This is a genomic window from Variovorax sp. GW821-FHT10D07 (assembly GCF_059415325.1).
The window spans coordinates 415,820-440,303 of record NZ_JBWKMZ010000003.1 but is presented as its reverse complement, the minus strand read 5'-3'; the positions used below and the strand labels follow the sequence as shown (position 1 = coordinate 440,303).

General features: G+C 70.9%; 20 protein-coding genes. 13 read left to right on the top strand and 7 right to left on the bottom strand.

The window, feature by feature from the left end; translation table 11 throughout:
* Positions 1 to 30: 30 nt before the first annotated feature.
* Genes AC07PU_RS12420 through pilV form a run of 6 tightly spaced genes read right to left on the bottom strand, consistent with a single transcriptional unit; the run spans position 31 to position 6,875 of the window.
* On the bottom strand, positions 31 to 579 hold the full coding sequence (locus tag AC07PU_RS12420) for a GspH/FimT family pseudopilin (RefSeq protein ID WP_495317804.1): 549 nt from the start codon (positions 577 to 579) through the stop codon (positions 31 to 33).
* On the bottom strand, positions 576 to 1,004 hold the full coding sequence (locus AC07PU_RS12415) for a type IV pilin protein (RefSeq protein WP_296792992.1): 429 nt from the start codon (positions 1,002 to 1,004) through the stop codon (positions 576 to 578). Before AC07PU_RS12415 ends, AC07PU_RS12420 begins: the two co-directional genes overlap by 4 nt.
* Entirely contained in the window at positions 1,001 to 4,672 is a 3,672-nt protein-coding gene (locus tag AC07PU_RS12410; protein WP_495317802.1) for a pilus assembly protein, read from the bottom strand. The genes AC07PU_RS12415 and AC07PU_RS12410 overlap by 4 nt, the downstream gene beginning before the upstream one ends.
* Positions 4,673 to 4,682: 10 nt before the next feature.
* Entirely contained in the window at positions 4,683 to 5,336 is a 654-nt protein-coding gene (locus tag AC07PU_RS12405) for a pilus assembly PilX family protein (RefSeq protein WP_495317800.1), read from the bottom strand.
* A complete protein-coding gene (locus tag AC07PU_RS12400) occupies positions 5,333 to 6,277 on the bottom strand; it encodes a PilW family protein (protein ID WP_495317798.1) in 945 nt (314 codons plus the stop codon). The genes AC07PU_RS12405 and AC07PU_RS12400 overlap by 4 nt, the downstream gene beginning before the upstream one ends.
* Entirely contained in the window at positions 6,270 to 6,875 is a 606-nt protein-coding gene (pilV, locus tag AC07PU_RS12395; RefSeq protein WP_495317796.1) for a type IV pilus modification protein PilV, read from the bottom strand. The genes AC07PU_RS12400 and pilV overlap by 8 nt, the downstream gene beginning before the upstream one ends.
* 159 nt (positions 6,876 to 7,034) lie before the next feature.
* On the opposite strand from pilV, the gene ribD reads away from it, so the two are divergent.
* From ribD to AC07PU_RS12330, 13 genes are all read left to right on the top strand, one after another.
* Entirely contained in the window at positions 7,035 to 8,162 is a 1,128-nt protein-coding gene (ribD, locus tag AC07PU_RS12390; protein WP_495317794.1) for a bifunctional diaminohydroxyphosphoribosylaminopyrimidine deaminase/5-amino-6-(5-phosphoribosylamino)uracil reductase RibD, read from the top strand.
* Between the two features lie 122 nt (positions 8,163 to 8,284).
* Complete coding sequence (locus AC07PU_RS12385) at positions 8,285 to 8,932, top strand: riboflavin synthase (protein WP_057594483.1); 648 nt, start codon at positions 8,285 to 8,287, stop codon at positions 8,930 to 8,932.
* Between the two features lie 37 nt (positions 8,933 to 8,969).
* The gene (gene ribBA / locus AC07PU_RS12380) at positions 8,970 to 10,124 is read left to right on the top strand and encodes a bifunctional 3,4-dihydroxy-2-butanone-4-phosphate synthase/GTP cyclohydrolase II (RefSeq protein WP_093344326.1); all 1,155 of its coding nucleotides are present in this window, start codon (positions 8,970 to 8,972) and stop codon (positions 10,122 to 10,124) included.
* 5 nt (positions 10,125 to 10,129) lie between these two features.
* Positions 10,130 to 10,606: a 6,7-dimethyl-8-ribityllumazine synthase gene (gene ribH / locus AC07PU_RS12375; RefSeq protein ID WP_057594485.1), complete on the top strand. Its 477-nt coding sequence runs from the start codon at positions 10,130 to 10,132 to the stop codon at positions 10,604 to 10,606.
* On the top strand, positions 10,603 to 11,172 hold the full coding sequence (gene nusB / locus AC07PU_RS12370; RefSeq protein ID WP_495317791.1) for a transcription antitermination factor NusB: 570 nt from the start codon (positions 10,603 to 10,605) through the stop codon (positions 11,170 to 11,172). The genes ribH and nusB overlap by 4 nt, the downstream gene beginning before the upstream one ends.
* A 49-nt stretch (positions 11,173 to 11,221) precedes the next feature.
* Complete coding sequence (locus AC07PU_RS12365; protein ID WP_093344328.1) at positions 11,222 to 12,406, top strand: pyridoxal phosphate-dependent aminotransferase; 1,185 nt, start codon at positions 11,222 to 11,224, stop codon at positions 12,404 to 12,406.
* Positions 12,407 to 13,064: 658 nt separating this feature from the next.
* Positions 13,065 to 13,514 carry a tol-pal system-associated acyl-CoA thioesterase gene (ybgC, locus tag AC07PU_RS12360; protein ID WP_057594488.1) on the top strand — a complete coding sequence of 150 codons (450 nt, stop codon included), beginning with the start codon at positions 13,065 to 13,067 and terminating at the stop codon, positions 13,512 to 13,514.
* Positions 13,511 to 14,230 (top strand): protein TolQ, encoded by a 720-nt coding sequence (tolQ, locus tag AC07PU_RS12355; protein WP_093344331.1) that lies wholly within the window; start codon positions 13,511 to 13,513, stop codon positions 14,228 to 14,230. Before ybgC ends, tolQ begins: the two co-directional genes overlap by 4 nt.
* Positions 14,231 to 14,246: 16 nt before the next feature.
* Positions 14,247 to 14,687, top strand: a complete 441-nt coding sequence (locus AC07PU_RS12350) for an ExbD/TolR family protein (protein ID WP_093344332.1) — start codon at positions 14,247 to 14,249, stop codon at positions 14,685 to 14,687.
* 22 nt (positions 14,688 to 14,709) lie between these two features.
* Positions 14,710 to 15,666, top strand: a complete 957-nt coding sequence (gene tolA / locus AC07PU_RS12345; RefSeq protein ID WP_495317787.1) for a cell envelope integrity protein TolA — start codon at positions 14,710 to 14,712, stop codon at positions 15,664 to 15,666.
* Between the two features lie 154 nt (positions 15,667 to 15,820).
* Entirely contained in the window at positions 15,821 to 17,551 is a 1,731-nt protein-coding gene (locus AC07PU_RS12340) for a peptidoglycan D,D-transpeptidase FtsI family protein (RefSeq protein ID WP_495317785.1), read from the top strand.
* Positions 17,552 to 17,618: 67 nt separating this feature from the next.
* Positions 17,619 to 18,872, top strand: a complete 1,254-nt coding sequence (locus AC07PU_RS12335) for a M48 family metalloprotease (protein WP_495317783.1) — start codon at positions 17,619 to 17,621, stop codon at positions 18,870 to 18,872.
* Complete coding sequence (locus tag AC07PU_RS12330; RefSeq protein WP_495317781.1) at positions 18,869 to 24,091, top strand: DUF4011 domain-containing protein; 5,223 nt, start codon at positions 18,869 to 18,871, stop codon at positions 24,089 to 24,091. Before AC07PU_RS12335 ends, AC07PU_RS12330 begins: the two co-directional genes overlap by 4 nt.
* On the opposite strand, the gene AC07PU_RS12325 is transcribed toward AC07PU_RS12330, so the two are convergent.
* Positions 24,066 to 24,461 (bottom strand): YgiW/YdeI family stress tolerance OB fold protein, encoded by a 396-nt coding sequence (locus tag AC07PU_RS12325; RefSeq protein WP_093344340.1) that lies wholly within the window; start codon positions 24,459 to 24,461, stop codon positions 24,066 to 24,068. The genes AC07PU_RS12330 and AC07PU_RS12325 overlap by 26 nt on opposite strands.
* Positions 24,462 to 24,484 lie beyond the last annotated feature (23 nt).

Genomic DNA, 24,484 nt, shown 5'->3' with positions numbered 1-24,484 from the left:
GCCTGTCGACGCCGGGCCGCGGGACGGCTGCTATCCACCGCCCTGCCCGCACACTCCAGTTCCGCACTCCCCCTTCCGATCGGGGTCGCAACTTCGAGGCCGCCCCGACGCCGAGAGAACGATGGCCGCGCGCCGCCCCGTCTCGGCCTTGAACGCGAGGCAGCCCGCGCCGAAGCCCGCATTGCGCACGCGCCGCGAGAAGCCATTGCCGTCGTAGTGCACCCCTTGCGCCAACCCGTCGCCCAGTTCCCGGTCGACCGCGATGCCCGGCGGCAGCCCGTCGAAGCGCCGCAGCACGCGCGGCGCGTGGTCGCCGCCGGCATCGGCCACCACCACCCAGCCCGCATCCCAGCCGGCGCCGCCGTCGGCCAGCACGCTGACCGGCTCGCCCCGCCGGATCGCCTCGATCCGCGCCATCCCGAGCGCGGCCACGAAGGCCTGCGACACGGCCGCCAGCCGCTGGTGGAGCAGCAGCGCGCGAAAACCCGGCACGCCGACGGCGGCCAGGATGGCGACGATGGCGATCACGGTGAGCAGCTCGACCAGCGTGAGCCCGCGCGAGCGTCCCGCGCGCTTCATTGCCAGCACCTCGCACGCTGCGCGCCATCGCAGCCGCGGCCGCCCGTGCTGTCCAGCCACAGGTTGCCGACCGGCGGGTCCGAGAAGCCGGGCTTGAGCCGCGCCGAGAGCCGCAGGCAGTCGTCGAGGCTGCGCTGGCCGTCGCAATGCTCGCTGCGCACGAGGTACTTGCCGCCCTGCCCGCTCTCGGCGGAATCGCCTTCGTAGCGCCGGTAGCGGCCATCGACGGTGAAGTGGCGCTCCTGCTGCTGCATCTGCGCGAGCAGCGCCGACCGCGCCTCGGCGCGCCAGCCCCGGTGCACCGCATCCACGTAGGAGGGAAAGGCGATGGCCGCGAGGATGGCGACGATCGCGAGTGCGATCAGCACCTCGATCAGACTCCAGCCGAGGGCCGCGCCCGCGCGATGGCCTTGGCGGGTAATCATGGCCGTGTCCCTTGCGGGTCCGGCACCTGGCGCCAGTTGAGACGGCCGGCGCGGCGCGACACCGTGGCACCGTCGGGCGGCTGCGCGACCGACACCGCCGTGCCCTTGCGGGTGCCGGGGCTGAGGACCGAGAGCCGCCGCGTCTCGACGCGCCGACCGGCCGGATCGGCGGCACCGTAGGACGCATCGCCCTGCTGGACCACGAAGGGTGCACCGAGCAGCCCCGCCTCCGAGGGCACGCAGGTGCCGCCCTTGGACAGGCCGGTCATCGCGTCGACGGCACAACTGCGGCCGCTGCCTTCGCCGCAGGCCGCCTGCGGCGGGATCAGCGTGTTGAAGAACAGGCGCCCATCGGCCAGCACGGACCGCTCGACCTGGCGCTCGCCCTGGTCGAGCGACGCCGGCAGGTCGAGGTACCAGCCGCGCCGCCGTGTCGTCGCGCGGTCGAAGGCGCCGTAGACGAAGGACGGGCCTTCGATGGCCGTCAGCCCGCCCTCGACGGATCGCGCCTGCCGCGCCATCAACTGGGTCCGCGCCTCGCCCGCACGGATCGGCGTGCCCGTGTCCTGCACCGCATACACGGTCTGGACGCCGCGGCGCGAGGCGCCGAGGTCCGCCGGCTCGACGAATCGACCGGTGCCGAACAGCACGATGCCACCGCCGCCGGGCCCGAGCCCCACTTCCGGCGGCACCGTGATCGGCTGGCGCCGGCTGCCCGCGCCGCCGTCCATCGCGACCATCAGCGGCGCACCGCCGAAGCCCAGCGCGTTGGCCTCGCTCCACGGCGCATCGCGCTCGAAGTCGAACTTCCACAGATTGCCCTGGGTATCGCCGGCATAGAGCCAGCGGACCGTTCCGTCGTCGGCCGCATGGTCGCCGGGCGCGCTCGCGAGCGCATTGACCAGGCGGGTGTCCGCGGGCCGGGGCAGCAGGATCTTGTGATAGTCGAGGCCGCGCCGCCAGGGCGTGCCGGCCGGCTTGTCGAGCGACAGCAGGAACAGCGCGGCGCGTTTCTCGGGGTTACGGTTGTTGAAGCCCGAGGGCACGACCGCGAACCAGGCATGGGTGGCTGCACGGCCCGCCGTCGCGGCCCTGGTGCGGAACTTCAGGATGCGCGGCGGCTGCATCAGGTGGCCCATGTCGGGGTCGTCGGCGCTGCCGAACTCCCACAGCACCTTGTCGGCCGAGAAGGCCCGCGGATCGCTGACATCGAGCGCGAAGACACCGGCGGCACCCGCGCCCAGGCCCGAGACCAGCACGCTCTTCCACCGGCCGTTCGCCATGCGCGCCTCGGCCACGGCGGGCGTGCCGTCGACATAGGCGAGATGCGCGCCACCGGGCTGCGCGAGCTGGCCCAGCGTGGGAAACAGCAGGCGCGGGACATAGCCGAAAAGCTCCTCGCCCGTGCGCGCCGAGAAGGCATGCAGCATGCCGTCGTTGGCACCCAGATAGACCGCGGGCTCGCGCTGGCGATGCGTGGAGAGGAATGCCGGGTAGTCGGCTTCGCGCAGGGCGGGATCGGGCGCCCCGACGTACACCGGGGCCGCATGCGCGACATCGCCCATCACCGAGTCGCGCACACGGAACCGGCCACCCGCGAACGAGGCTTCGTTTCGGCGCTCGCCGCGCAGGTAGTTCAGGCGGTCGCGGGCCAGGGCGTCGGTGGCCCCGGCAGGCATCGGGGATGCAGGTTCGGTCTCCGTACGCAGCGAGCGCCGCAACGGTTCGTCGAGCGCCTCCCATTCGAAGGGAATGCCGACGCCTGCCGTCGACAGTGTGAAGATCTTTCGCGGCGCCGATGCACCGGATTTCTCCACGCGTGCATCGAGCAAGGCGCCCGCATCCCACGACGGCGTGTCGGCCACGCGCAAGGCGCCCGTGTCCGGATCGGTGAACAGGCGAAACGACAGCAAGGTGCCAGCCCAGCGCCGGCTGTCGGAGCGCGAGCGATAGAGGCTCGCGCCGGCCGCTCCCACCGCGTCCGAGGAGATCGCGGCCGTGGCATTCGCGCCCAGCGGCGGCGCGGTGGCACGGCGAAGCACGCCGTGCAACGCATCCGCCGTCGATCGCGCATCGCTGGCAAGGAAGTAATTGGCCGGCATCGGCTGCCCGTCGTGGTCGAGCCCTTCCGCCCATTCGGCGTTGCTGAACCATGCCGACTTGCCCGCTGCGTCCGGGGCGCCGAAAAGCGCGGAGCTTCGGAATGGATCGCCATCGCCGTTGCGGTCGACGAATCCGCCGTACTTCGCGGCCAGGTAGAGCGCGCTGCCGCGCTGGCGCGTACCCACCACAGCGCTCCGGTCGGCATCCAGGTCGACCGCGAAGGTCTGCACGCGCGCATCGGGATGGTCGCCGCGGATCCGCTGCGTGTGCGCCCAATAGGCGAGCCCCGCCATGCCGAAGGAGCCCTGGGCCGCGCCGGCCTTTCGATTCTCGAAAGCACCGACGAGCCGGGTCCAGTGCGCGGTGTCGGGCGCGAAGGCCGCACTGCCCGAGCCCGGCGCCGAACCATCACGCCCGGTGTCGAGGTCGCCGATGTTCAGGATGTGGTGTCGCTGGCAGTTCCCGAGCACCGGGTCCGCGGGCATCGGCAGCTTCGCCTGCAGGTAGCGCAGCGATTCATGGAACAGCTCGCCCGCGGGATCGAAGCGCGCGTAGTCGCCCGAGCGTCCGAAGCGGTTCACCGCTGCGATGACACCCTGCGCGGTGCCCGCGGGGTCGTCGCGGAACACGCCGGTGCGCGCATCCCATTCCGCCCGCGGGTTCTCGACCCGGTCGAACGCGGCATCGGTCTTCTCCGGCCCGATGGACTTCATCGCTTCGCGCAGCACGCCGCCCTGGCGCCTGGGATCGCTGCCGGGCAGGTAGTCGAACACGGCGAAACGCGCGTTGCCCGCATGGACCTGTAAGGCGCCTACCGGCTTGTGATGACCACTGGGATACGCGGCGCAAAGATCACGACGCACGGCGGCCTCATCGGCGGCGCAGACCTCGACACGCGCGAAGTGGAGATCGGCCCCGGCCGCCGAGACGCAGCCACGGTCCGCATCGGTGCGCGTGTCCGCATCGACGACCAACCGCTCCCCGCAGTTCCGAATGCGCAGCGTTTCGTCCGCGCGAAGCCCGCTGCGCGGTGTCAGCCGCTCGAGATGCCCGCGCACGGTCTTGACGGGAAGCTCGACGCCAGCCCCGATCGGCCAGGTCGCTCGCTGCAGCACGGTCCGCTCCGGCGTGTCCACCACGCGGTCGCCACCGGTCAGCGCCATGCGCAGCTGATCGAGCGGCGATGCCGTGGCCCAGTTCAGCAGATTGCCGCTCCACTGCTCGCGGCAGGCGATCTCGCCACCGGCGAGCGTGGTGGCCGTCGCGGTGCGGCGGAAGTAGCCCTCGACACGCAGGTAGTCGTAGCAGCCCTTCGCATCCCAATAGCCTTCGTAGACCTTGGCGGGCTCGAAGCTGCCGAGGTACGCCGGTCCCGCGTTCGAGGCCTTGATCGACAGGTCGATCACGATGTTGGGATCGGGCTGACCGGCCAGCGCGTGGACCGGCACGCTGGTCAGCTGCACATCGGGCGGCGTCGTGGATGCGATGCCGGCCCATGCCGGCGCGCTCCACGTCGCGCAGAAAACCAGGGCGATGCACACGATGAATGCGCGAAGCGAGGGCATGGCAGTCCGATCAGGTAGAAGGAGAGGAAGCGTCGGCACAACCAGGACTCGCCGACGGCTTGGCCAGCGTGGTCTGCAGCAGCACCCGCGTCTCCTCGCGCGGCCCGAAGCCGATGGCGGTGACGCGGAAGACATGTGTCGCGACGCCCGCGCTCGCGCTCGCGCTGTGCAGCACGCCCTGCGGGCCGCTGCCCCGGCTGCGCAGGGCCTCGACGATGTAGCGCGGCGCGCGCACGGACAGGCCACCGGCACCGGTGGCATAGACCTGCCCCGTGAAGCGGCCATAGGCCACCGACCGGTTCGCATCGAGTGCGAAATCGACCTGCGTCCACGCCGGCGGGTCGCCCACCGGCGCGGCCGCGCAGAGTCCCAGCCGTGTGCCGGTCCCGGCGCAATCGACGGCGAAGGCCGACACATCGCGGCCGTCGAACAGGCACAGCCGCTGCGCCCCATGGTCGTTGGGCCCGAGCACGTCGCGCTCGGCATCGAGCAGCGCGGCCTCGGCCGCCTGGAAAGCCACCTCGGTGTCGCGGTCGCTGCGCGCGATGCGCTCGCCGACCAGCGCGTTCTGCGCCGCGGCGAGGCCGAGCACCGACACCACGAGCAGCAGCATCAGCACGACGATCAGCGAGAAGCCACGCGAGGCGCGCGCCGGCCGGTTCATGGCGCGGCCTCGCGTTGGCTGTTGCGCAGCGCCACCGTGAAGCTCGCGACACGCCGCAGCCGCCCATCGGCCGCGGGCCGGAAGCGAACCACCGGGAACTCGGGGCCGAGCGGATAGAGCTGCGCCTCCTCGGGCCGGGGCCAATTGCCCGGCCGTGCGCTGCGCGCCACCATCCCGATGCGCAACGCCACCACCTGCCGCCAGGCCGAGTTGCCCAGCGACGACGCGGCCGCCACCGCATCGAGCTGCGCGGCATCGAGCCACTGCTCGGGCGTGCCGTCGCCATCGAGATCGCGCCCGAACAGCACGCGGAACACCTCGATGCCGCGCGCCAGCGGCTCGGACCGGAAGTTGCCGCGCCGGTCGCCGCGGTATTTGCAATAGAGCTCGGGCTCCCCGTCGGCCGCCTCTGCCACGTGGAAGATGCTCCAGGCGCGATCGGCCGGCGTGGCGGTGCCGGTGCTCGGCGCGGGCTGCGCGAAACCCATGCAGTCGACCATGGTGCCGTCGGCCTCCGTGGCGTTGCCGTCGTCGTCGGTGCGCGAGCTGCCGGCAAAGCGCACCAGCAACGAATCGCTGTCGTTCACGCCGCGTGCGTTGTGTCTCCCATAGCTTTCGCCGCTGGCGCCGACGCGCGTGTTGCGAGCGCCGACGATGTCGAGCTCGAGGGGATCGTTTCCGGCGGCCATGACGGTATCGCCGGCCGCACGATCGGCATAGCCGGCCTGCCGCACCGTGCGCCGCACGACGAAGGCCGCGAAACGCAGCGACTCCTCCACCGTGCGGGCTTCGGACTCGGCAACGAACAATTGCCGGCCGCCGCCGAAAGCCAGCATGGCGGCGAGCACCACCACCAGGCCGAGCGCCAGCGCGACCATCAGCTCGACCAGCGACACGCCACGCAGCCGCGCGCGCCCTGCGGGTTCGACACGCTCAGCCACCGCGCGGCCCCTCGCCGGCCTGCGCGGGCATCAACGGCATCGCGAGCCGCGGCGGTGCCGATGCCCCCGCGCGGCGCTGCGCCTCGCTCGCGTTGCGCGGCAACCAGCCGAGCTTGACGACCAGCAACGGTCCGTCGGCCTCGCAGTCCCAGGCATGGGCGCCCGCTGCGTCGTTCCATGGATTGCCGTCGAAGCAGACCGTGACGCGCGCGCCTGGCAGGGCCTTCGCGGCGCGCCGCTTCCACGCCTGCATGTCCCAGCGCGCGAGGTCCTCGGGTTTGCAGGCGGCGCCGGCCGCCGCGCAATCGGTGACGCCCGCCTCGCCTGCGGCAGACCCTGCCGTCCATTGCGCCACGAGGTAGCCATTGGCCCCATCGCGCCGCGCCGCCACGGCCCGGTTGAGCCGCGTCTTCTCCGACAGCTCGCGCACCAGGTTCAGCGCCGCGCCGAAGTTCGCGGCCTCGCCGCTCGCGCGCACCGCATGCAGCAACATGGCCGCCGCGCCGAGCAGCCCCAGGCTCAGCAGCGCGATGGACACCAGCACTTCCACGAGCGAAAAGCCCGCGGCGGCATGCGCCGTTCGATTCGACCTTGCCATATCCGTCCTCCCCCCGTTCTCTTCTGGTGTCGCGTGTCTCGCGATCGAACGGCAAGCGTACGAGCGCACCGGGCGCGAGCGCCGCGCCGTCCATCCGCATTCGCGCGCCGCTCGTATGATCCCGACGCACCCGTGTCAACTTTTCCTCGCGAAGCCTCCATGCCCTCTCCCGAACACGACGCGCAGCACATGGCGAGCGCCCTGCGCCTGGCTGCGTCGGCGCTGCTGATCACCGATCCGAACCCGCGCGTGGGCTGCGTGATCGCCGATGCGCAGGGCCGCGTGCTCGGCCAGGGCCACACGCAGAAGGCCGGCGGCCCGCATGCCGAGGTGATGGCACTTCGCGACGCGGCGGCACAGGGGCATTCGGTCGCGGGCGCCACCGCCTACGTCACGCTCGAACCCTGCGCCCACCATGGCCGCACCGGCCCGTGCTGCGACGCGCTGATCGCGGCCGGCATCGGCCGCGTGGTCGCCTCGCTCGCCGATCCGAATCCGCTGGTCGCGGGCCAGGGCTTCGAACGGCTGCGCGCGGCGGGTATTGCCGTGGAGGTGGGTCCGGGCGCCGAGGAAGCGCGCGAACTCAACCTCGGCTTCCTCTCGCGCATGGTCCGCAAGACCCCCTGGGTGCGCATGAAGGTCGCGGCCTCGCTCGACGGCCGCACCGGCCTCGCCAACGGCGTGAGCCAATGGATCACGGCCGAGGCCGCGCGCGCCGACGGGCATGCCTGGCGCGCCCGGGCCAGCGCGGTGCTGACGGGCGTCGGCACGGTGCTCGAGGACAACCCGCGCCTGGACGTGCGGCTGGTCGAGACGCCGCGCCAGCCGCACCTGGTGATCGTCGACAGCCACCTGCAGACCCCGCCCGATGCTCACCTTTTCATAGCAGGCCGCGCGGTCTGGATCTACGCGGCAGTGCGCGACGAAGCCCGCGCCGCGGCGCTCGAAGCCCGCGGCGCCACGGTCAGCTGCCTGCCGAATGCCCACGGCAAGGTCGACCTGCCCGCGCTGCTGCGCGACCTCGCGGCGCGCGGCGTCAACGAGCTGCACGTGGAATCGGGCCACAAGCTCAATGGCTCGCTGCTGCGCGAAGGCTGCGTCGACGAGCTGCTGGTCTATCTCGCGCCCAAGCTGATCGGCAGCGGCCTCGACATCGCGAGCCAGATCCACGCCGACGGCCCGCTGGTCTCGCTGGCCGGGGCGCTGCCGCTGGCATTCCGCTCGGCCGACATGATCGGGCCCGACCTGCGGATCGTGGCGCGCGTGGCCGGCCGGGACGCTTTCTGACGCCGCCCGCGGCGCGCCGGCTGCCGTCCACAGCCGCCCGGCAAGACGCCCGCGCGACCGCGCCGGCGGTCCCGAAGTGCCAGGAAATGCCGCGGGCCTTCCGGACCTGCGAAAATGCGCGGATGTTCACCGGAATCATCACCGGCGTGGGGCGTATCGCCGCCATCCACGACCTCGGCTCCTCCTCCTCCCACGGCAAGAGACTCGGCATCGCGGCGCCCGACGGCTACCTCGACGACGTCGGTCTCGGCGACAGCATCGCGCTCAACGGCGCCTGCATGACCGTCACCAGTTTCGACCCCGCGCAGAGGCTCTTCACCATCGACATCTCGGCCGAGTCGCTCGATAAAACAGCGGGACTGACCGAGGAAGGTGCGCGCATCAACCTCGAGAAGGCCTTGCGCGCGAGCGACCGCCTCGGCGGCCACATCGTCTCGGGCCACGTCGACGGCATCGGCACCGTGAGCCGCTTCGAGCCCGTGGGCGAGAGCTGGGAGCTGCGCGTGGTCGCGCCGCAGGCGCTGGCGCGCTTCCTGGCCTACAAGGGCTCGATCACCATCAACGGCGTGAGCCTCACGGTCAACACCGTCGCCGACGCGGCCGACGGCAGCAGCGAGATCAGCATCAACCTGATTCCGCACACGGTGCAGAACACCTCGCTGGGCGACCTGCGCGCCGGTTCGCGCGTGAACCTCGAAATCGACACCGTGGCGCGCTACGTGGAGCGCATGCTCCAGGCGGGCGTGCTGCAGCCGGCCCGGCCGGCCTGACACCGACATTCCCCGCATCCAAGGACCCCGCCCCATCATGAACGCATCCGTCACGCCGATCGGCGCCTCGCGCGCCAATCGGACGCCCGCGCCGATCTCCCCGGTCGAGGAGATCGTGGCCGAACTGGCCGCCGGCCGCATGGTCATCCTCGTCGACGAGGAAGACCGCGAGAACGAGGGCGACATCGTGGTCGCCGCCGACCACATCACGCCCGAAGCCATCAACTTCATGGCCCGCCATGCGCGCGGCCTGATCTGCCTCACGCTGTCGCGCGAGATGTGCGAACGCCTGCACCTGCCGCCAATGGTGGCGCGCAACGGCACCAAGCACGCGACCGCCTTCACGGTCTCGATCGAGGCCGCCGAGGGCGTGACCACCGGCATCTCGGCCGCCGACCGCGCCCGCACCGTGCAGGCCGCGGTGGCGCGCAACGCCGTGGCTGCCGACCTGGTGCAGCCCGGCCACATCTTCCCGCTGCAGGCGGTCGACGGCGGCGTGCTGATGCGCGCCGGCCATACCGAGGCCGGCTGCGACCTCGCCGCCATGGCCGGCTGCTCGCCCGCCTCGGTGATCTGCGAGGTGATGAACGAGGACGGCACGATGGCGCGCCTGCCCGACCTGCAGCTGTTCGCGGCCGAGCACGGCCTCAAGATCGGCACCATCGCGGCGCTGATCGAGCACCGCAGCCGCACCGAATCGCTGATCAAGAAGGTCGGCTGCCGCGAGATCCAGACCGCCTGGGGCGCCTTCACGGCCCATGCCTTCGTCGACCAGCCCAGCGGCGGCGTGCACCTCGCGCTGGTGCGCGGCAAGTGGGCGCCCGAAGACACGGTCGATGTGCGCGTGCACGAGCCGCTGTCGGTGCTCGACGCGCTCGAGATCAACCGCTCGCTGCACTCGTGGAGCCTGGACGCCAGCCTCTCGCACATCGCGCAGCTCGACCGGGGCGTGGCCGTGCTGCTGAATTGCGGCGAAACGGCCCACGAGCTGCTGGCCCAGTTCGACGGCACCGCGCGCCCCGCGCAGGCGCCCGAGCGCGGCCGCATGGACCTGCGCAGCTACGGCATCGGCGCGCAGATCCTGCGCGAATGCGGCGTGCAGAAGATGACTTTGCTCGGCACGCCGCGGCGCATGCCGAGCATGGCGGCCGGCTACGGCCTCGAGATCGCCGGCTATCTGGCAAAGGACTGAACGACATGCAAGGTGCAAACCAGGGCGCGGCCGACAAGCCGCTGGACGGCAACAGCGGCAAGGGACTGCGCATCGGCATCGTGCAGGCGCGCTTCAATGCCGACATCACCGATGCGCTCGCCAGCGCCTGCCTCGACGAGTTCGCGGCGCTGGGCGTGGCCGCCAACGACATCCACCACGTGCGCGTGCCCGGCGCGCTCGAAGTGCCGGTCGCGCTGCAGGCGCTGGCCGAGCGCGGCGGCTACCACGCGCTGGTCGCGCTGGGCTGCATCATCCGCGGCGAGACCTACCACTTCGAGCTGGTGGCCAACGAATCGGGCGCGAGCGTGAGCCGCGTGGCGCTCGACTACAAGCTGCCCATCGCCAACGCCATCCTCACCACCGAGAACCTCGAGCAGGCCGTCGCCCGCCAGACCGACAAGGGCCGCGACGCGGCCCGCGTGGCGGTGGAAATGGCGCGTCTGCTGGCCGACCTTTCATGACCGACGACACCACCCAAGAAGACCAGGGAGGCGCTGCACCGCAGCGTTCCGCACGACCGGACAAGGCGCGAGCGACGCGCACCGGCCTGACCTCCACCGGCGCGCGCAAGGCCTCGGCCAAGTCCAACCGCACCCGTGCGCGCGAGTTCGCGCTGCAGGCGCTCTACCAGCACCTGGTGGGCCGCAACGAGGCGGCCGCCATCGACAGCTTCACGCGCGACCTCGCGGGCTTCCACAAGGCCGACGCCGCGCACTACGACGCGCTGCTGCACGGCTCGATCGAAGGCGCCGAGCAGCTCGACGCGCTGATCGTGCCGCTGCTCGACCGCAAGCTGGCCGAGATTTCGCCGATCGAGCATGCCGTGATGTGGATCGGCGTCTACGAGTTCCAGCATTGCCTCGACGTGCCGTGGCGCGTGGTGCTCAACGAATGCATCGAGCTCGCCAAGGAGTTCGGCGGCACCGACGGCCACAAGTACGTGAACGCGGTGCTCAACGGCCTCGCGCCCCAGTTGCGTCCGCTCGAGGTCGAGGCCGACCGCGCGACCGGCAAGGCGCGGCCCTGATCCCCTCGCCTTCTCCTCTTCCTCCTTCTTCTTTCGCGAAGCACCCCGCATGAGGATTTCGACCCGGGCCGAGCGCATCGAGCCCTTCTACGTGATGGAAGTGGCCAAGGCCGCCGGCAAGCTGGCGCGCGAGGTGGCCCACACCGACCGGCCGATGATCTTCCTGAACATCGGCGAGCCCGACTTCACCGCGCCGCCGCTGGTGCAGGAAGCCGCGGCGCGCGCGGTGCGCGCCGGTGCCACGCAGTACACCCAGGCCACCGGCCTCGACCATCTGCGCGAACGCATCAGCCAGTGGTATCGCGACCGCTTCGGCGTCGACGTGCCGGCGCGCCGCATCGTGGTCACGGCCGGCGCCTCGGCCGCGCTGCAGCTGGCCTGCCTCACGCTGATCGAGGCCGGCGACGAGATCCTGCTGCCCGACCCCAGCTATCCCTGCAACCGCCACTTCGTGAGCGCGGCCGAGGGCAAGGCCGTGCTGATCCCGACCACCGCCGAGGAGCGTTTCCAGCTCAGCGCCGACAAGGTCGAGGCCGCCTGGACCGACAAGACCCGCGGCGTGCTGCTGGCCTCGCCCTCGAACCCGACCGGCACCTCGATCGCGCGCGACGAGCTGCGGCGCATCCACGAGGTGGTGAGTTCGCGCGGCGGCATCACGCTGATCGACGAGATCTACCTGGGGCTGTCCTACGACGATGCCTACGGGCAGACGGCGCTGGCGATCGACGACAACGTGATCAGCATCAACAGCTTCAGCAAGTACTTCAACATGACGGGGTGGCGGCTGGGGTGGCTGGTGGTGCCCGATGTGCTGGTGCCTGTGGTGGAGCGGCTGGCGCAGAACCTGTTCATCTGTGCGAGCACGGTGGCGCAGTACGCGGCGCTGGCTTGCTTCGAGGCGGAGAGCATTGCGGAGTACGAGCGTCGTCGCGGCGAATTCAAGGCGCGACGGGACTGGTTCATTCCGCAGCTCGAGGCGTTGGGGCTACCGGTTCCAGTGGTTCCCGATGGGGCGTTCTATGCCTGGGCCGATTGTTCGGGGCTGGCTGCTCGGCTCGGGATTTCGGGGAGCTGGGATTTTGCGTTCGAGGCCATGAAGCGGGCGCATGTGGCTGTGACTCCTGGTCGCGACTTCGGGACTGCGGATACTGCTAGCTTCATTCGGTTCTCTACTGCCAGTTCTATGGCGCATCTTGAGGAAGCTATTGGTCGGTTGCGTGGTTTGGCTGGATGAAGGTTTCGGCTTTCTGGTTTGACGCTGCTTTTTTGTTGAGGCCGTTGGCCGGGATTTCGCCCCGGCGGGCGACCTACTTTCTTTTGCTTCGCCAAAAGAAAGTAGGCAAAGAAAAGGCGACCCCGCTGTCTGTGTCCCTTCGCTTCGCTACGGGCAACCTGCGGTGCTCGTCTACGGCGGGGGTCCGCAGAACTCGCTCCACTGCGTTGCGCTCAGACAGCTGCGGCCCTTATCCCGCCTACGCCTGCGCTCCTCGGCACAGCCAGAGGGGATCAGGGTCAACGCGCCTTGGCGCGTCCTTGTGTGGTGAGTGCGCATGCGTAGGCCTTGGATCTTTCATTGAGGCCGAGCGAAGCGAAGGCCCGTTGGGTCTTGGTGGCCGAGCGCAGCGACGGCCCGAACCACCCCTCTGGCTGCGCCGAGGAGCGCAGCGTTTCGCGGATAAGGGCTCGCAGCTGTCTGAGCGCAGCGCAGCGGAGCGAGTTCTGCGAGACCCCGCGAAACGCGAGCACCGCAGGTTGCCCCGGAGCGCAGCGAAGGGGTCGCAGACAGTGGGTCGCCTTTTCTTTGGTTACTTTCTTTTGGCGAAGCAAAAGAAAGTGACTCGCCCGCCGGGGCGAGACCCGGCCAACAGCCTAAAAAAAGAACACCAAAAGCAATGACCTACGAGTTCCCCCTACGCGTCTACTGGGAAGACACCGACGCCGGCGGCATCGTCTTCTACGCCAACTACCTCAAGTTCATGGAACGCGGCCGCACCGAATGGCTCCGCTCCCTGGGCGTAGAGCAGCACAAGCTGCGCAACGAAACAGGCGGCCAGTTCGTCGTCAGCGAGACCCAGATCAAATACCACCGCCCCGCCCGCCTCGACGACCAGCTCATCGTCACCGCCGACCTGCGCCAGATGGGCTCCGCCTCACTGATAATCGCGCAGACCGTGCTGCTGAAGCCGGAGCAGGCGGGCGCCACCCCCACCCTGCTGTGCGAAGGCACGATCCGCATCGGCTGGGTCGACGCCGCCAGCCTGCGCCCGGCACGGATTCCGGCGCAGGTTTCGGGAACCCTCGAACGCTATCGCGGCTCCATGACTCAACCCTTCAAGCCATGAATCAAGATCTCTCCATCATCAATCTCCTGCTCCATGCCAGTTTCATGGTGCAAGCGGTCGTGCTCCTCCTGGTGATCGTCTCGATCGCGAGCTGGGCCGCGATCATCCGCAAGTACTTCGCGCTCAAGCGCATGCGCGCGCTCAACGACGACTTCGAACGCGAGTTCTGGTCGGGCACCAGCCTCAATGAGCTGTTCGCCTCGGCCGCGCAGAACGCCAAGTTCGCCGGCCCCATGGAACGCATCTTCGCCTCGGGCATGCGCGAGTACCAGAAGCTGCGCGAACGCCATGTGAGCGACGCCCCCACGCTGCTCGACGGCGCGCGCCGCGCGATGCGCGCGAGCTTCCAGCGCGAGCTCGACGCGGCCGAACAGAACCTGTCCTTCCTCGCCACCGTCGGCTCGGTCTCGCCCTACGTCGGCCTGTTCGGCACGGTCTGGGGGATCATGCATGCCTTCACCGGCCTGGCCGCGCTGACCCAGGTCACGCTCGCCACCGTGGCGCCCGGCATCGCCGAAGCGCTGGTGGCCACCGCCATCGGCCTGTTCGCCGCCATCCCGGCCGTGGTGGGCTACAACCGCTTCGCGCGCGAAATCGACAAGATCGCGATCGCCCTGGAGACCTACATCGAGGAGTTCTCGAACATCCTCCAGCGCAACCTGTCCTCCAACCCGTCCGCGGCGGCCCCGGCGGGCCCCTCGGCCACCAACCGCTGAACCGGAGCGCGCACGCATGCCCGCCGTTTCGTCCCGCGGCCGCGGTCGCCGCACGATCAACGAGATCAACATGGTCCCGTTCATCGACGTGATGCTGGTGCTGCTGATCATCTTCATGGTCACCGCGCCGCTGATCACGCCGAGCGTGATCAACCTGCCCACGGTCGACCGCGCCAACAAGCAGCCCGACAAGCCGATCGAGATCGTCATCAAGAGCGACGACGAGGTCCAGGTCAAGAAGGATCCCTCCCAGGGCACCGGCGGCGCCTCGGTGCCGATGACGCAGATCGGCAGCATCGCCAAGGCCGCGCAGAACGGCGACGACCAGCGCCCGGTGGTCATCAGCGCCGACAAGTCGGTCAAGTACGAGACCGTGGTGAAGGCCATGAACCAGCTCAAGCGCGCCGGCATCGAGCGCGTGGGCCTGTCGGTCCAGACCACCAACGCCAAGCCGTAGCGCCAGCCGGACCCCGAAACGCATGTCACTTGCCCTCGATCGCCCCGAGTTCGCGCCGCCGCCGCAGCGCGGCACGCCGCGCGCCGTGGTGCTCGCCCTGATCGCGCACGCGCTGCTGATCGCCGCGCTGACCTGGGGCGTGCGCTGGAAGAGCGAAGGCGACGACGACGCGGTGGAAGCCGAGCTGTGGTCGCCCACGCAGCAGGTGGCCGCGCCGCGCATCGCCAACCCGCCGCCGGCCCCCGAGCCCACGCCCGCACCGCCGCCTCCCCCGCCCCCGCCGCCTCCTCCGCAGGCCGTGCGGCCCGATCCCACGCCGGCGCCCAAGGCGCCCGACATCGCGCTCGAGCGCGAGAAGAAACTGCGCGAGGAAAAGGAACAGCGCGAACGCGAACAGGAACAGCAGCGCCAGCAGGAAAAGAAGCGCCAGGAAGCCCAGGCCAAGAAGGAAAAGGACCAGCTCGAGGCCAAGAAGCGCGAGGACGACCGCCAGAAGGAACTGCAGCAGCAGAAGCAGGCCGAGCAGCAGAAGCTCGCGGAACAGAAGAAGCGCGACGACGCCAAGAAGCTCGAGCAGCAGAAGGCCCAGCTCGACAAGGACCGCCAGGACAACCTGCGCCGCCTGATGGGCCAGGCCGGCTCCACGGCCGAGCAGACCACCGGGCCGCGCTCGGGCAAGGGCGCGGGCAGCGGCGGGCCGTCGGCCGGCTACTTCGGCCGCGTGGCCGCGCTGATCAAGCGCAACGTGGTCTTCGATCCGAACTCGATCAGCGACAACCCCGCGGCCGAGATCCAGATCCAGACCTCGCCCGACGGCACCATCGTCGGCACGCCGCGCCTCGTGAAGTCCAGCGGCAATGCCGCCTGGGACGACGCCGCCCTGCGCGCGGTGCAGAAGACCGAGGTGATGCCGCGCGACGTCGACGGCCGCGTGCCCTCGCCGTTCCCGATCATCAGCGTGCGGCCGAAATCGCAGTGATGCACTAAGGAAGCGAGCGGCGCGGTGCTTCGGCCCCGCGCCGCCGCAGTCTTAGCGCCGAATGAGCGCGCGCGCCGGCCCGGAACTCGCGGCCTCCGGGCCCCTCTACCGCCCACAACAACACGGCGGGGAAGAGCGCTCCCTCAGAAGAACGATGAAGCCCAACGGACACATCCGGTATGGCAGCAGCCCCCTGCTCGCGAGCAGGACACCGGTCTGGCGCAGCAAGCTCATCGTCGCCGCCGTGGCCTTCGGCTTCCTGCTGCTCGCGGTGCGCGCGGCCTACGTGCAGGTCTTCGACAACGACTTCTTCCAGCACCAGGGCGAGGTGCGCTACCTGCGCACGCTCGAGCTGCCGGCCAACCGCGGCCGCATCCTCGACCGCAACGGGCTGATCCTGGCCTCCGACATTCCCGCGCCCAGCATCTGGGCCATTCCCGAGGACATCGAGCGCGACGACCCCGCCGTGCAGGCCCGGTTGCGTGAAGCGGCACGGTTGCTCGGCATGCCGCAGAAGGACTTCGACAAGAAGCTCGAGGACGAGGACAAGAGCTTCGTCTGGATCCGGCGCCAGGTCGACGAGTCGATCGCCAAGCAGGTGGCGGCGCTCGGCATCAAGGGCCTCTACCTGCGCCGCGACTACCGCCGCCAGTACCCCGAGGGCGAGGCCGCGGCCCACCTGGCCGGCTTCACCAACGTCGAGGACATCGGCCAGGAAGGCGTGGAGCTGGCCTTCGACAAGGACCTGGCCGGCAAGGCCGGCTCGCGCCACGTGCTCAAGGACCGGCTCGGCCACATCGTCGAGGACACCGAGGACCAGGTGCCGCCGACCGACGGGCGCGACATCCAGCTGAGCATCGACGACCGCGTGCAATCGCTGGCCTACGAGAAGATCCGCGACGCCGTGGTCGCGAACAAGGCCCGCGCCGGCAGCGTGGTGGTGGTCGACGCACGCACCGGCGAGCTGCTGGCGATGGCCAACTACCCGAGCTACAACCCCAACGACCGGCGCAACCTCAGCGGCGAGCAATTGCGCAACCGCGCCATGACCGACGTCTTCGAGCCCGGCTCGACGATGAAGCCGATCACCATCGCGACCGCGCTGCAGCTCGGCCGCGTCACGCCCAAGACCATCATCGACACCAACCCGGGCCGCATCACCGTCTCGGGCGCCACCATCCACGACGACGAGAACTTCGGCGTGCTCACGGTCGAGGGCGTGATCCAGAAGTCGAGCAACGTCGGCGCGACCAAGATCTCGCAGCGCATGTCGGCGCAGGAGATGTGGAACTCGCTGACCGCGGTCGGCCTGGGCCAGAAGCCGCAGACCGTGTTCCCGGGCGCGGTGACCGGGCGGTTGCGGCCGTGGAAGTCGTGGCGGCCGATCGAGCAGGCCACCATGTCCTATGGCTACGGCCTCTCGGCCTCGCTGTTCCAGATCGCCCATGCCTACACCGCCTTCGCGCACGACGGCGAGGTGATCCCGGTCAGCCTGCTGAAGAACGACGGCACGCCGCCCACGGGCGTGCAGGTGTTCTCGCCGCTGGTGGCCAGCGAGGTGCGCCAGATGATGCACCTGGCGGCCGCGCCCGGCGGCACCGCGCCGCTGGCGCAGACCATGGGCTATTCGGTCGGCGGCAAGACCGGCACCGCGCACAAGCAGGTCGGCAAGGGCTATGCCTCCGACAAGTACCGCGCCTGGTACACCGGCATGTCGCCGATCGACAAGCCGCGCATCATCGTCGCGGTGATGGTCGACGAGCCCGGCGCCGGCAAGTACTTCGGCGGGCTGGTGGCCGCGCCCGTGTTCAGCCAGGTGGTGCAGGAGACCTTGCGCATCATGAACGTGCTGCCCGACCTCGCGGTCGCACCAATGGCGCACTGACGAAGGACGGCGCCGCCACGGTGCTCGTTTAGGATCGTCGGCAACTCTTGTTACCGGCGATCCCGACATGGTCGACTCCTCTCCCGCCGCCCCCTCCCCCACGCTTTCTTCCGTCGGCCTGGCCGACCTGGTGCCGCTGCCCTACCAGCAGGCGCTGGCCGCCCACCTGCAGGCGAACGAACCCGAGGCCTGGCGCTGGGCCGCCTCGGCCGAGGCGCGCGAGGAGCATGCGGCCGCCGTGCGTGCCGAGCTGCTGCGCCAGTCGTACCGGCTCGACGCCGACGCGCATCCCGAGCTGCATGCGCATGCCGCGCTGGTCGCGCAGCGGCTCGGCGTCACGGTACCGATCACGCTCTACCAGGGCCAGGACGGCGCGATGAACGCCGCCATCCACATGCTGCCGGGCGAGGCCCACATCGTGCTCTCGGGTCCGCTGCTCGAACGGCTGCAGGGGCCCGAGCTGCAGGCCGTGCTCGGCCACGAACTGGCCCATCACCTGCTGTGGACGCGCGACGACGGCCGCCACCTGGTGGTCGACCGGCTGCTGCAGGCGACCGCGGCCGATCCGCGCGCCGACGCGAGCCACCTGCAGACCGCGCGGCGCCACAGCCTCTACACCGAGGCCTTCGCGGACCGCGGCGCCTGCGTGGGCTGCGGCGCGCTCGAGCCCGCGGTCAGCGCGCTGGTCAAGGTGCAGACCGGCCTCGCGCAGGTCCATGCCGCGAGCTACCTGCGCCAGGCCGACGAGATCAGCGCCGGGCCCGACGCGGCCACGCGCGGCACCAGCCATCCCGAGGTCTTCGTGCGCGCCCGCGCGCTGCGGCTGTGGAGCGAGCGCGATCCGCAGGCCGATGCCTGGCTGGCCGGTGCGCTCGAAGGCCCGCTCGACCTCGGCACGCTCGACGTGCTGGGCCAGGAGCGCGTGGGCGGTTTGACGCGCGCCGTGGTCGCGCGGCTGCTGCGCGAGCCCTTCATGCAGTCCGATCCGCTGCTCGCGCATGCGCGGCGCTTCTTCCCGGGCTTCGTGCCCTCGCTGCCGCAGGCCGTCGAACCGCCGCCGCCCGATCCGCTGCCCGCCGGGCTGCACGACTACATGGCCAGCGTGCTGGTCGATTTCGTCGCGGCCGATCCCGAGCTCGACGACGCCGCGCTGGCCGCGGCGCTCGCGCTGGCCGAGCCGCTGGGCTGCGCCGCGCCCTTCGAACAGCGGCTCGCGCAGGACCTCAAGCTGGCCAAGCGCACGCTCGCGCGCGTCAAGCGCGACGCCGCCACCGTGCTCGACAAGGCCCGGGCCCAACACGCACGGAGCGCCACGGCATGACGGGCATCGCACCACTGTTGCAGTTGCTCGACACCGCCGATGCCCATGGCGGCCTGCAGACCGACGACGTGCTCGCGCTCGCCTTGCCGCTGCTGCGCGAGGTCTCGGCGCTGCACGAGCAGGGCCGGGTCGCCGCGCTGGGCCATGCGATGGCTTACCGCGTGAACGAGGTGCCCGCGCTGGAGCTGGCCCAGCCCGCGGGCGCCGAGCCGAAGCGCAACCCGCAGGCGATCGCGCCGCTCGAACGCCCGGTGGCCTCGGTGCTGCGCGTGGTGGGCGAGGAACGCGTCACCGTCGAAGGCGGCATCGGCGTCGCGCGCGAGAACCTCGAGGTGCTGCCCGAGGCCACGCCCGACACGGTGCCGCAGCGCCCGGCCTACCTGCCCGGCTACGGCGCCTGGGAGCAGCGCTTCGCGCACCACGACGCGCTCAGCGACATGCTGTGCCTGGGCCAGGTGCTCGCCAGCCTGGCCTGCGGGCTCGACTTCACGCAGGGCGATGAACTCGCGCGCTTCGCCGAGCACCGCGGCAACCTGTTCGAGATCAACCGCCGGCTGCACCCGGTGCTGGCCGCGGTGATCGTCGAGATGACGGCGCTCGACCGCCACGAGCGCGCGCGCGACCTGCCCTCGGTGATCCGCCGCCTCGAGACCTACCGCGACCAGCCGCTGGACCTGGGCCTGGAGCGCCTCGCGAACCCGAAGGACGGCGCGGGCCAGCGCCGCCAGGCGATCCAGCTGCACCTGCGCGACCGGCTGTTCGACCTCTCGCGGCGCAACCGGCTGCTGTACTTCAAGCCCACGCAGGCGCACGTCAACCTCACGGTGGCCAGCGTGCCGCTGGTGGTCGACCTGCAGAGCATCCGCGTCGACCAGCTCTGCGTGTGGGACGGCCGCTTCGCCGCCGAGGTCGCGAGCGGCGACCCGGTGCCGCTCGCGCGCTGGCTGCGCTTCGAGGACCAGCCCTACCTGCCGGGCGCGCTCGACCGCATCCTGCAGGAGGCGCGGCGCGACCGCGCCGAATACGGCTTGTCGCAGCTCTCGCTGGTGATCGCCTTCCTGCGCTGGCACAACCTCAAGGAGGACGCGAACGAGCGTATCGTCTCGCCGCTGCTGATGCTGCCGGTGGAGCTCTCGCGCAAGAAGGGCGTGCGCGACCAGTACCTGCTCGAGGCCGCGGGCCCCGAGGCCCAGGTCAACCCGACGCTGCGCCATCACCTGCGCCAGCTCTACGGCATCGTGCTGCCCGAGAGCATCGACCTGCGCGAGACCTCGATCGAGCAGTTCCATGCCGAGCTGGCCGCGCAGATCGCGCGCACCGAGCCCGGCGTGCAGTTGCGGCTGCTGCGGCAGCCCGAGATCGCGCTGATCCACCAGCGCGCGCGCCAGCGGCTCGAGCAGTTCAAGCGGCGCGTGCGCGAACACGCGCCCTCGGCCGTGCCCATCGCGGCCACCGACTACAGCTATGCGCAGGACGATTTCCGCCCGCGCGGGCTGCAGCTGTTCCATGCCCGCGTGCGGCGCGTGCCGCTGCCGCTGGCCGGCGCGGTGGGCGCGCGCCCGACACCGCGCGCGCCGCAGATGGCACCGCAGACGGCGCCCGCCGAGGCCGAGCGCCAGACCTTCGCATTGCGCGAGAACGCCGGCAATCCCTACCAGTGGGACGTGGACCTCACGGCCGTGACGCTCGGCAACTTCAACCATCGCAAGATGTCGCTGGTGCGCGACTACAGCGGGCTGGTCGAATCGGACATGGCGAGCGAGGCCTTCGACCGCGTGTTCTCGCTGCAGCCGCGCCAGGTCGACGCCGAGACGCCCGCGGTGCTGCCGCTGGCCGAGCAATGGCCGGTGGTGCAGGCCGACGCGACCCAGACCGCCGCCGTGGCGCTGGCGCGCACCGGGGCCAGCTACATCATCCAGGGGCCGCCGGGCACCGGCAAGTCGCAGACCATCACCAACCTGATCGCCGACTACGTGGGGCGCGGTCGGCGCGTGCTCTTCGTCTGCGAGAAGCGCGCCGCGATCGACGTGGTGTTCCACCGCCTGCGCCAGCAGGGGCTGGACGAGCTGTGCTGCATGATCCACGACTCGCAGGGCGACAAGAAGGCCTTCGTGCAGAACCTGCGCCAGACCTACGAGCAATGGCTCGAGGCGCCCTCCACGCTCGAGGCCGAGGGCGGCGAACGCACGCGGCTGCTCGATGCGATGGACCTCGACCTGCGCGCGCTCGAGCGCTTCGATGCCGCGATGCGCGAGGTGCCCGCGCACCTGGCCGTCACGCTGCGCGAGCTGGTGGCGCGGCTGGTCGCGCTCAAAGCCGCCGACCCCCAACTCACGCCGCTGCAGGCCGAGGCCCTGCCCGACTACGCGGCCTGGCGCCGCCATGCCGAGCTGGCCGCGCGGCTGCACCTGGCCGTGACCGAGAGCCTGGGCGCGCCCACGCTCGCGCAGCATCCGTTCGCGCTGCTCGCGCCCGCGCTGCTGCGCCAGCCCAAGCCGCTGGCCGCGCTGGTCGAAGGCTCGGAACGCGCCGCGGCGCAAAGCGGTGCCTGCCGCGATGCGCTGGTCGAGGCCTGGCCACCGCTGGCCGAAGCCGGCGTGACATGGCGCGACGCGCTCGCGCTGGTGGCCGATGCGCGCCGCGTCGCGACGCTGGCCTCGCGCGGGCAGCTCGCGCTGCTCGATGCTGCTCATCCCGCGAGCCAGGCGCTGAATGCCGCGCTGGCCGAACGCCGCGGCCTGCAGCAGACGCTCGACGAGAGGCTGCAGCGCACGGCCCATTGGCGCGACAGGCTCTCGCCCGCCGACACCGAGGCCGGCCTCGCGCAGGCCCGCGCGCAGCAGCACTCGCTGCTGCGCTTCCTCCAGCCCTCGTGGTGGCGGCTGTCGGGCGAACTCAAGCGCCGCTACGACTTCGCCGCGCATGCGGTGCGGCCGAAGCCCGCGCAACTGCTCGAGGAACTGCTGGCCGAGCACACGGCCCGCGCCGCGCTGCAGAAGCAGGCCGCGCAGCTCGAGGCCGACTACGGCTGCACCGACCCCGAGGCCTACGCGCAGCAGATGCAGGCGCTGCGCGGCCTGGACGATGCCGGCAGCCTGCGCGTCGCCTTCCAGGCCCATCTGCGCAGCGCGCCCGGCGCGAGCCGCGACGTCGAACGCCTGGTCGCCGCGGGCTCACGCTGCGACGCGCTCGATGCGCTGTGGCGCGACCTGGTCCACGATCCCGCAGCCCTGCCGCTGGCCACGCTCGAAGAGCTCGCGCGCACGCTGCACGACCAGGCCGATGCGCTGCCCGCGGCGCTCGCGCCGCTGCAGGAACTCGCCGATGCCGATCCGGCCGTGGCCGCCGCGCTGCGCGGCCTGCCGCTCGCTCCCGAGGCGATCGAGTTCGCGGTCGCGCGCGAGGGCCTCGAGCGCGTCTACCGCACCGAGCGCTGGCTGCCGCGCTTCGATGCGGCCGCGCTCGCGCGCCATGCGCAGCGCCTGGGCGATGCCGAGCGCCAGTTGCTCGGCCGCAATGCGCACACCCTGGCCGCGGCCGTGCGCCAGCGCTTTCGCGACCATGTGCAGAAGAGCGCCCTGCCCGCGAGCCAGCTCGATGCCGAGGGCAAGGCTTTCAAGAAGAGCTACAACGCCGGACGCCGCGAGCTCGAGCACGAGTTCGGCAAGACCATGCGCTACAAGGCGATCCGCGAACTCGCGAGCGGCGAGACCGGCCAGGTGGTGCGCGACATGAAGCCGATCTGGCTCATGAGCCCGCTGTCGGTGTCCGACACGCTGCCGCTCGCGGCCGACCTGTTCGACGTGGTGATCTTCGACGAGGCGAGCCAGATCCCGGTCGAGGAAGCGGTGCCCGCGCTCTACCGCGCGCCGCAGATCATCGTGGTGGGCGACGAGATGCAGCTGCCGCCGACCAGCTTCTTCTCGTCGGGCCGCGATGCCGAGGACCAGACCGTGTCGGTCGAGGACGAGGACAACGAGGGCGACCGCATCGCGGTGGTGCTCGATGCCGACAGCCTGCTGAACCAGGGCGCGCGCAACCTGCCGGCCACCCTGCTGGCCTGGCACTACCGCAGCCGCTACGAGTCGCTGATCGGCTTCTCGAACGCGGCCTTCTACGCGGGCAACCTCTACACCATCCCCGACCGCAGCCTGCCGAGCGAGGAGCGCGCCGAGATCCTGGTGCAGTCGAGCGCCGCCTCGGCCGAGTCGGTGGCCGCGCAGGCCGATGCGCTGCTCTCGCGCGCCATCAGCTTCCACCGCGTGACCGACGCGGTCTACGACAGCCGCCGCAACAGCGGCGAGGCGCGCCACATCGCGCAGCTGGTGCGCGAGCTGCTGCGCCGCGGCACCGGGCGCAGCCTCGGCATCGTGGCCTTCTCGGAAGCGCAGCAGGGCGAGATCGAGGCCGAGCTCGACAGCCTCGCCGCAGCCGACGCCGAGTTCGCGGCACGGCTCGAGGCCGAGTACGTGCGCGAGGAGGACGACCAGTTCTGCGGCCTGTTCATCAAGAACCTCGAGAACGTGCAGGGCGACGAGCGCGACATCATCCTGCTGAGCATCTGCTACGGCCCCAATGCCGAGGGTCGCATGCTGATGAACTTCGGGCCGATCAACCAGCGCGGCGGCGAGAAGCGGCTCAACGTGATCTTCAGCCGCGCGCGCCACCACATGGCGGTGGTCTCGACGATTCGCCACGAGGCGATCACCAACGACCACAACGAGGGCGCCGCGGCGCTGAAGAATTTCCTGCGCTATGCCGAGTGCCTGTCGCGCGGCGACGATGCCACCGCCACGCGCGTGCTCGAGGGCATGAACCCGCTGACGCGCGGCGCGGCGCGAGCAAGCCACGTGGTGCTGGCCGATGCGGTGAGCGTGCAGCTCGCGGCCGCGCTGCGCGCGCGCGGCCATGCGGTGGACGAACAGGTGGGCCAGTCGCGCTTTCGCTGCGACCTGGCGATCCGTGCCGCTGGCACGGGTTCAGATGCGGGGGACAGCCACTACGCGCTCGGCATCCTCGTGGACACGGCCGCCCACTACGAGAACCGCAACGTGCTCGAGCGCTATGTCTCGCGCCCGCGGATTCTCGATGCCTTCGGCTGGGAGGTGCGGCAGGTGCTCGCGAAGGACTGGCTGCACGCACCGGAGGCGGTGCTCGACGGGATCGAGCACGCGCTGGTCGAGAAGGGCGCGCTCAGCGCACCACGACCAGCTGCTTGACGTCGAGCTCGACCTTGTTGCCCACGAGGTCCTTGTCGAACTCGCCGGTGATCTCGACGCGCACCTTGTCGTCGATCCTCACGCCGGGCGGGAAGTACTTGGCGTCGATCTCCACCTTCATGCGGCCGGTGTCGTCGGCGAAGGTGTAGTGCTCGCCGCCGTCGTGCGAGACGATGAAGCCGCGCAAGGTGGCGTGCTGGTCGTCCTTGCCGGTGTCGAGCAGTTGCTTGACGGTCATGGCGGGCACCGAGCTCGGGCCGGCGTACTGGGCCAGGCTGCTCAGGGGCAGTGCCAGCGCCAGGGCGGCTGTGGCCAGGAAGGCCTGCTTGATGGATGCGTTGCGGGTGCCGGTGGCGGTCTTGTATGGCATGGCGAATGTTCCTCCTCGAACTG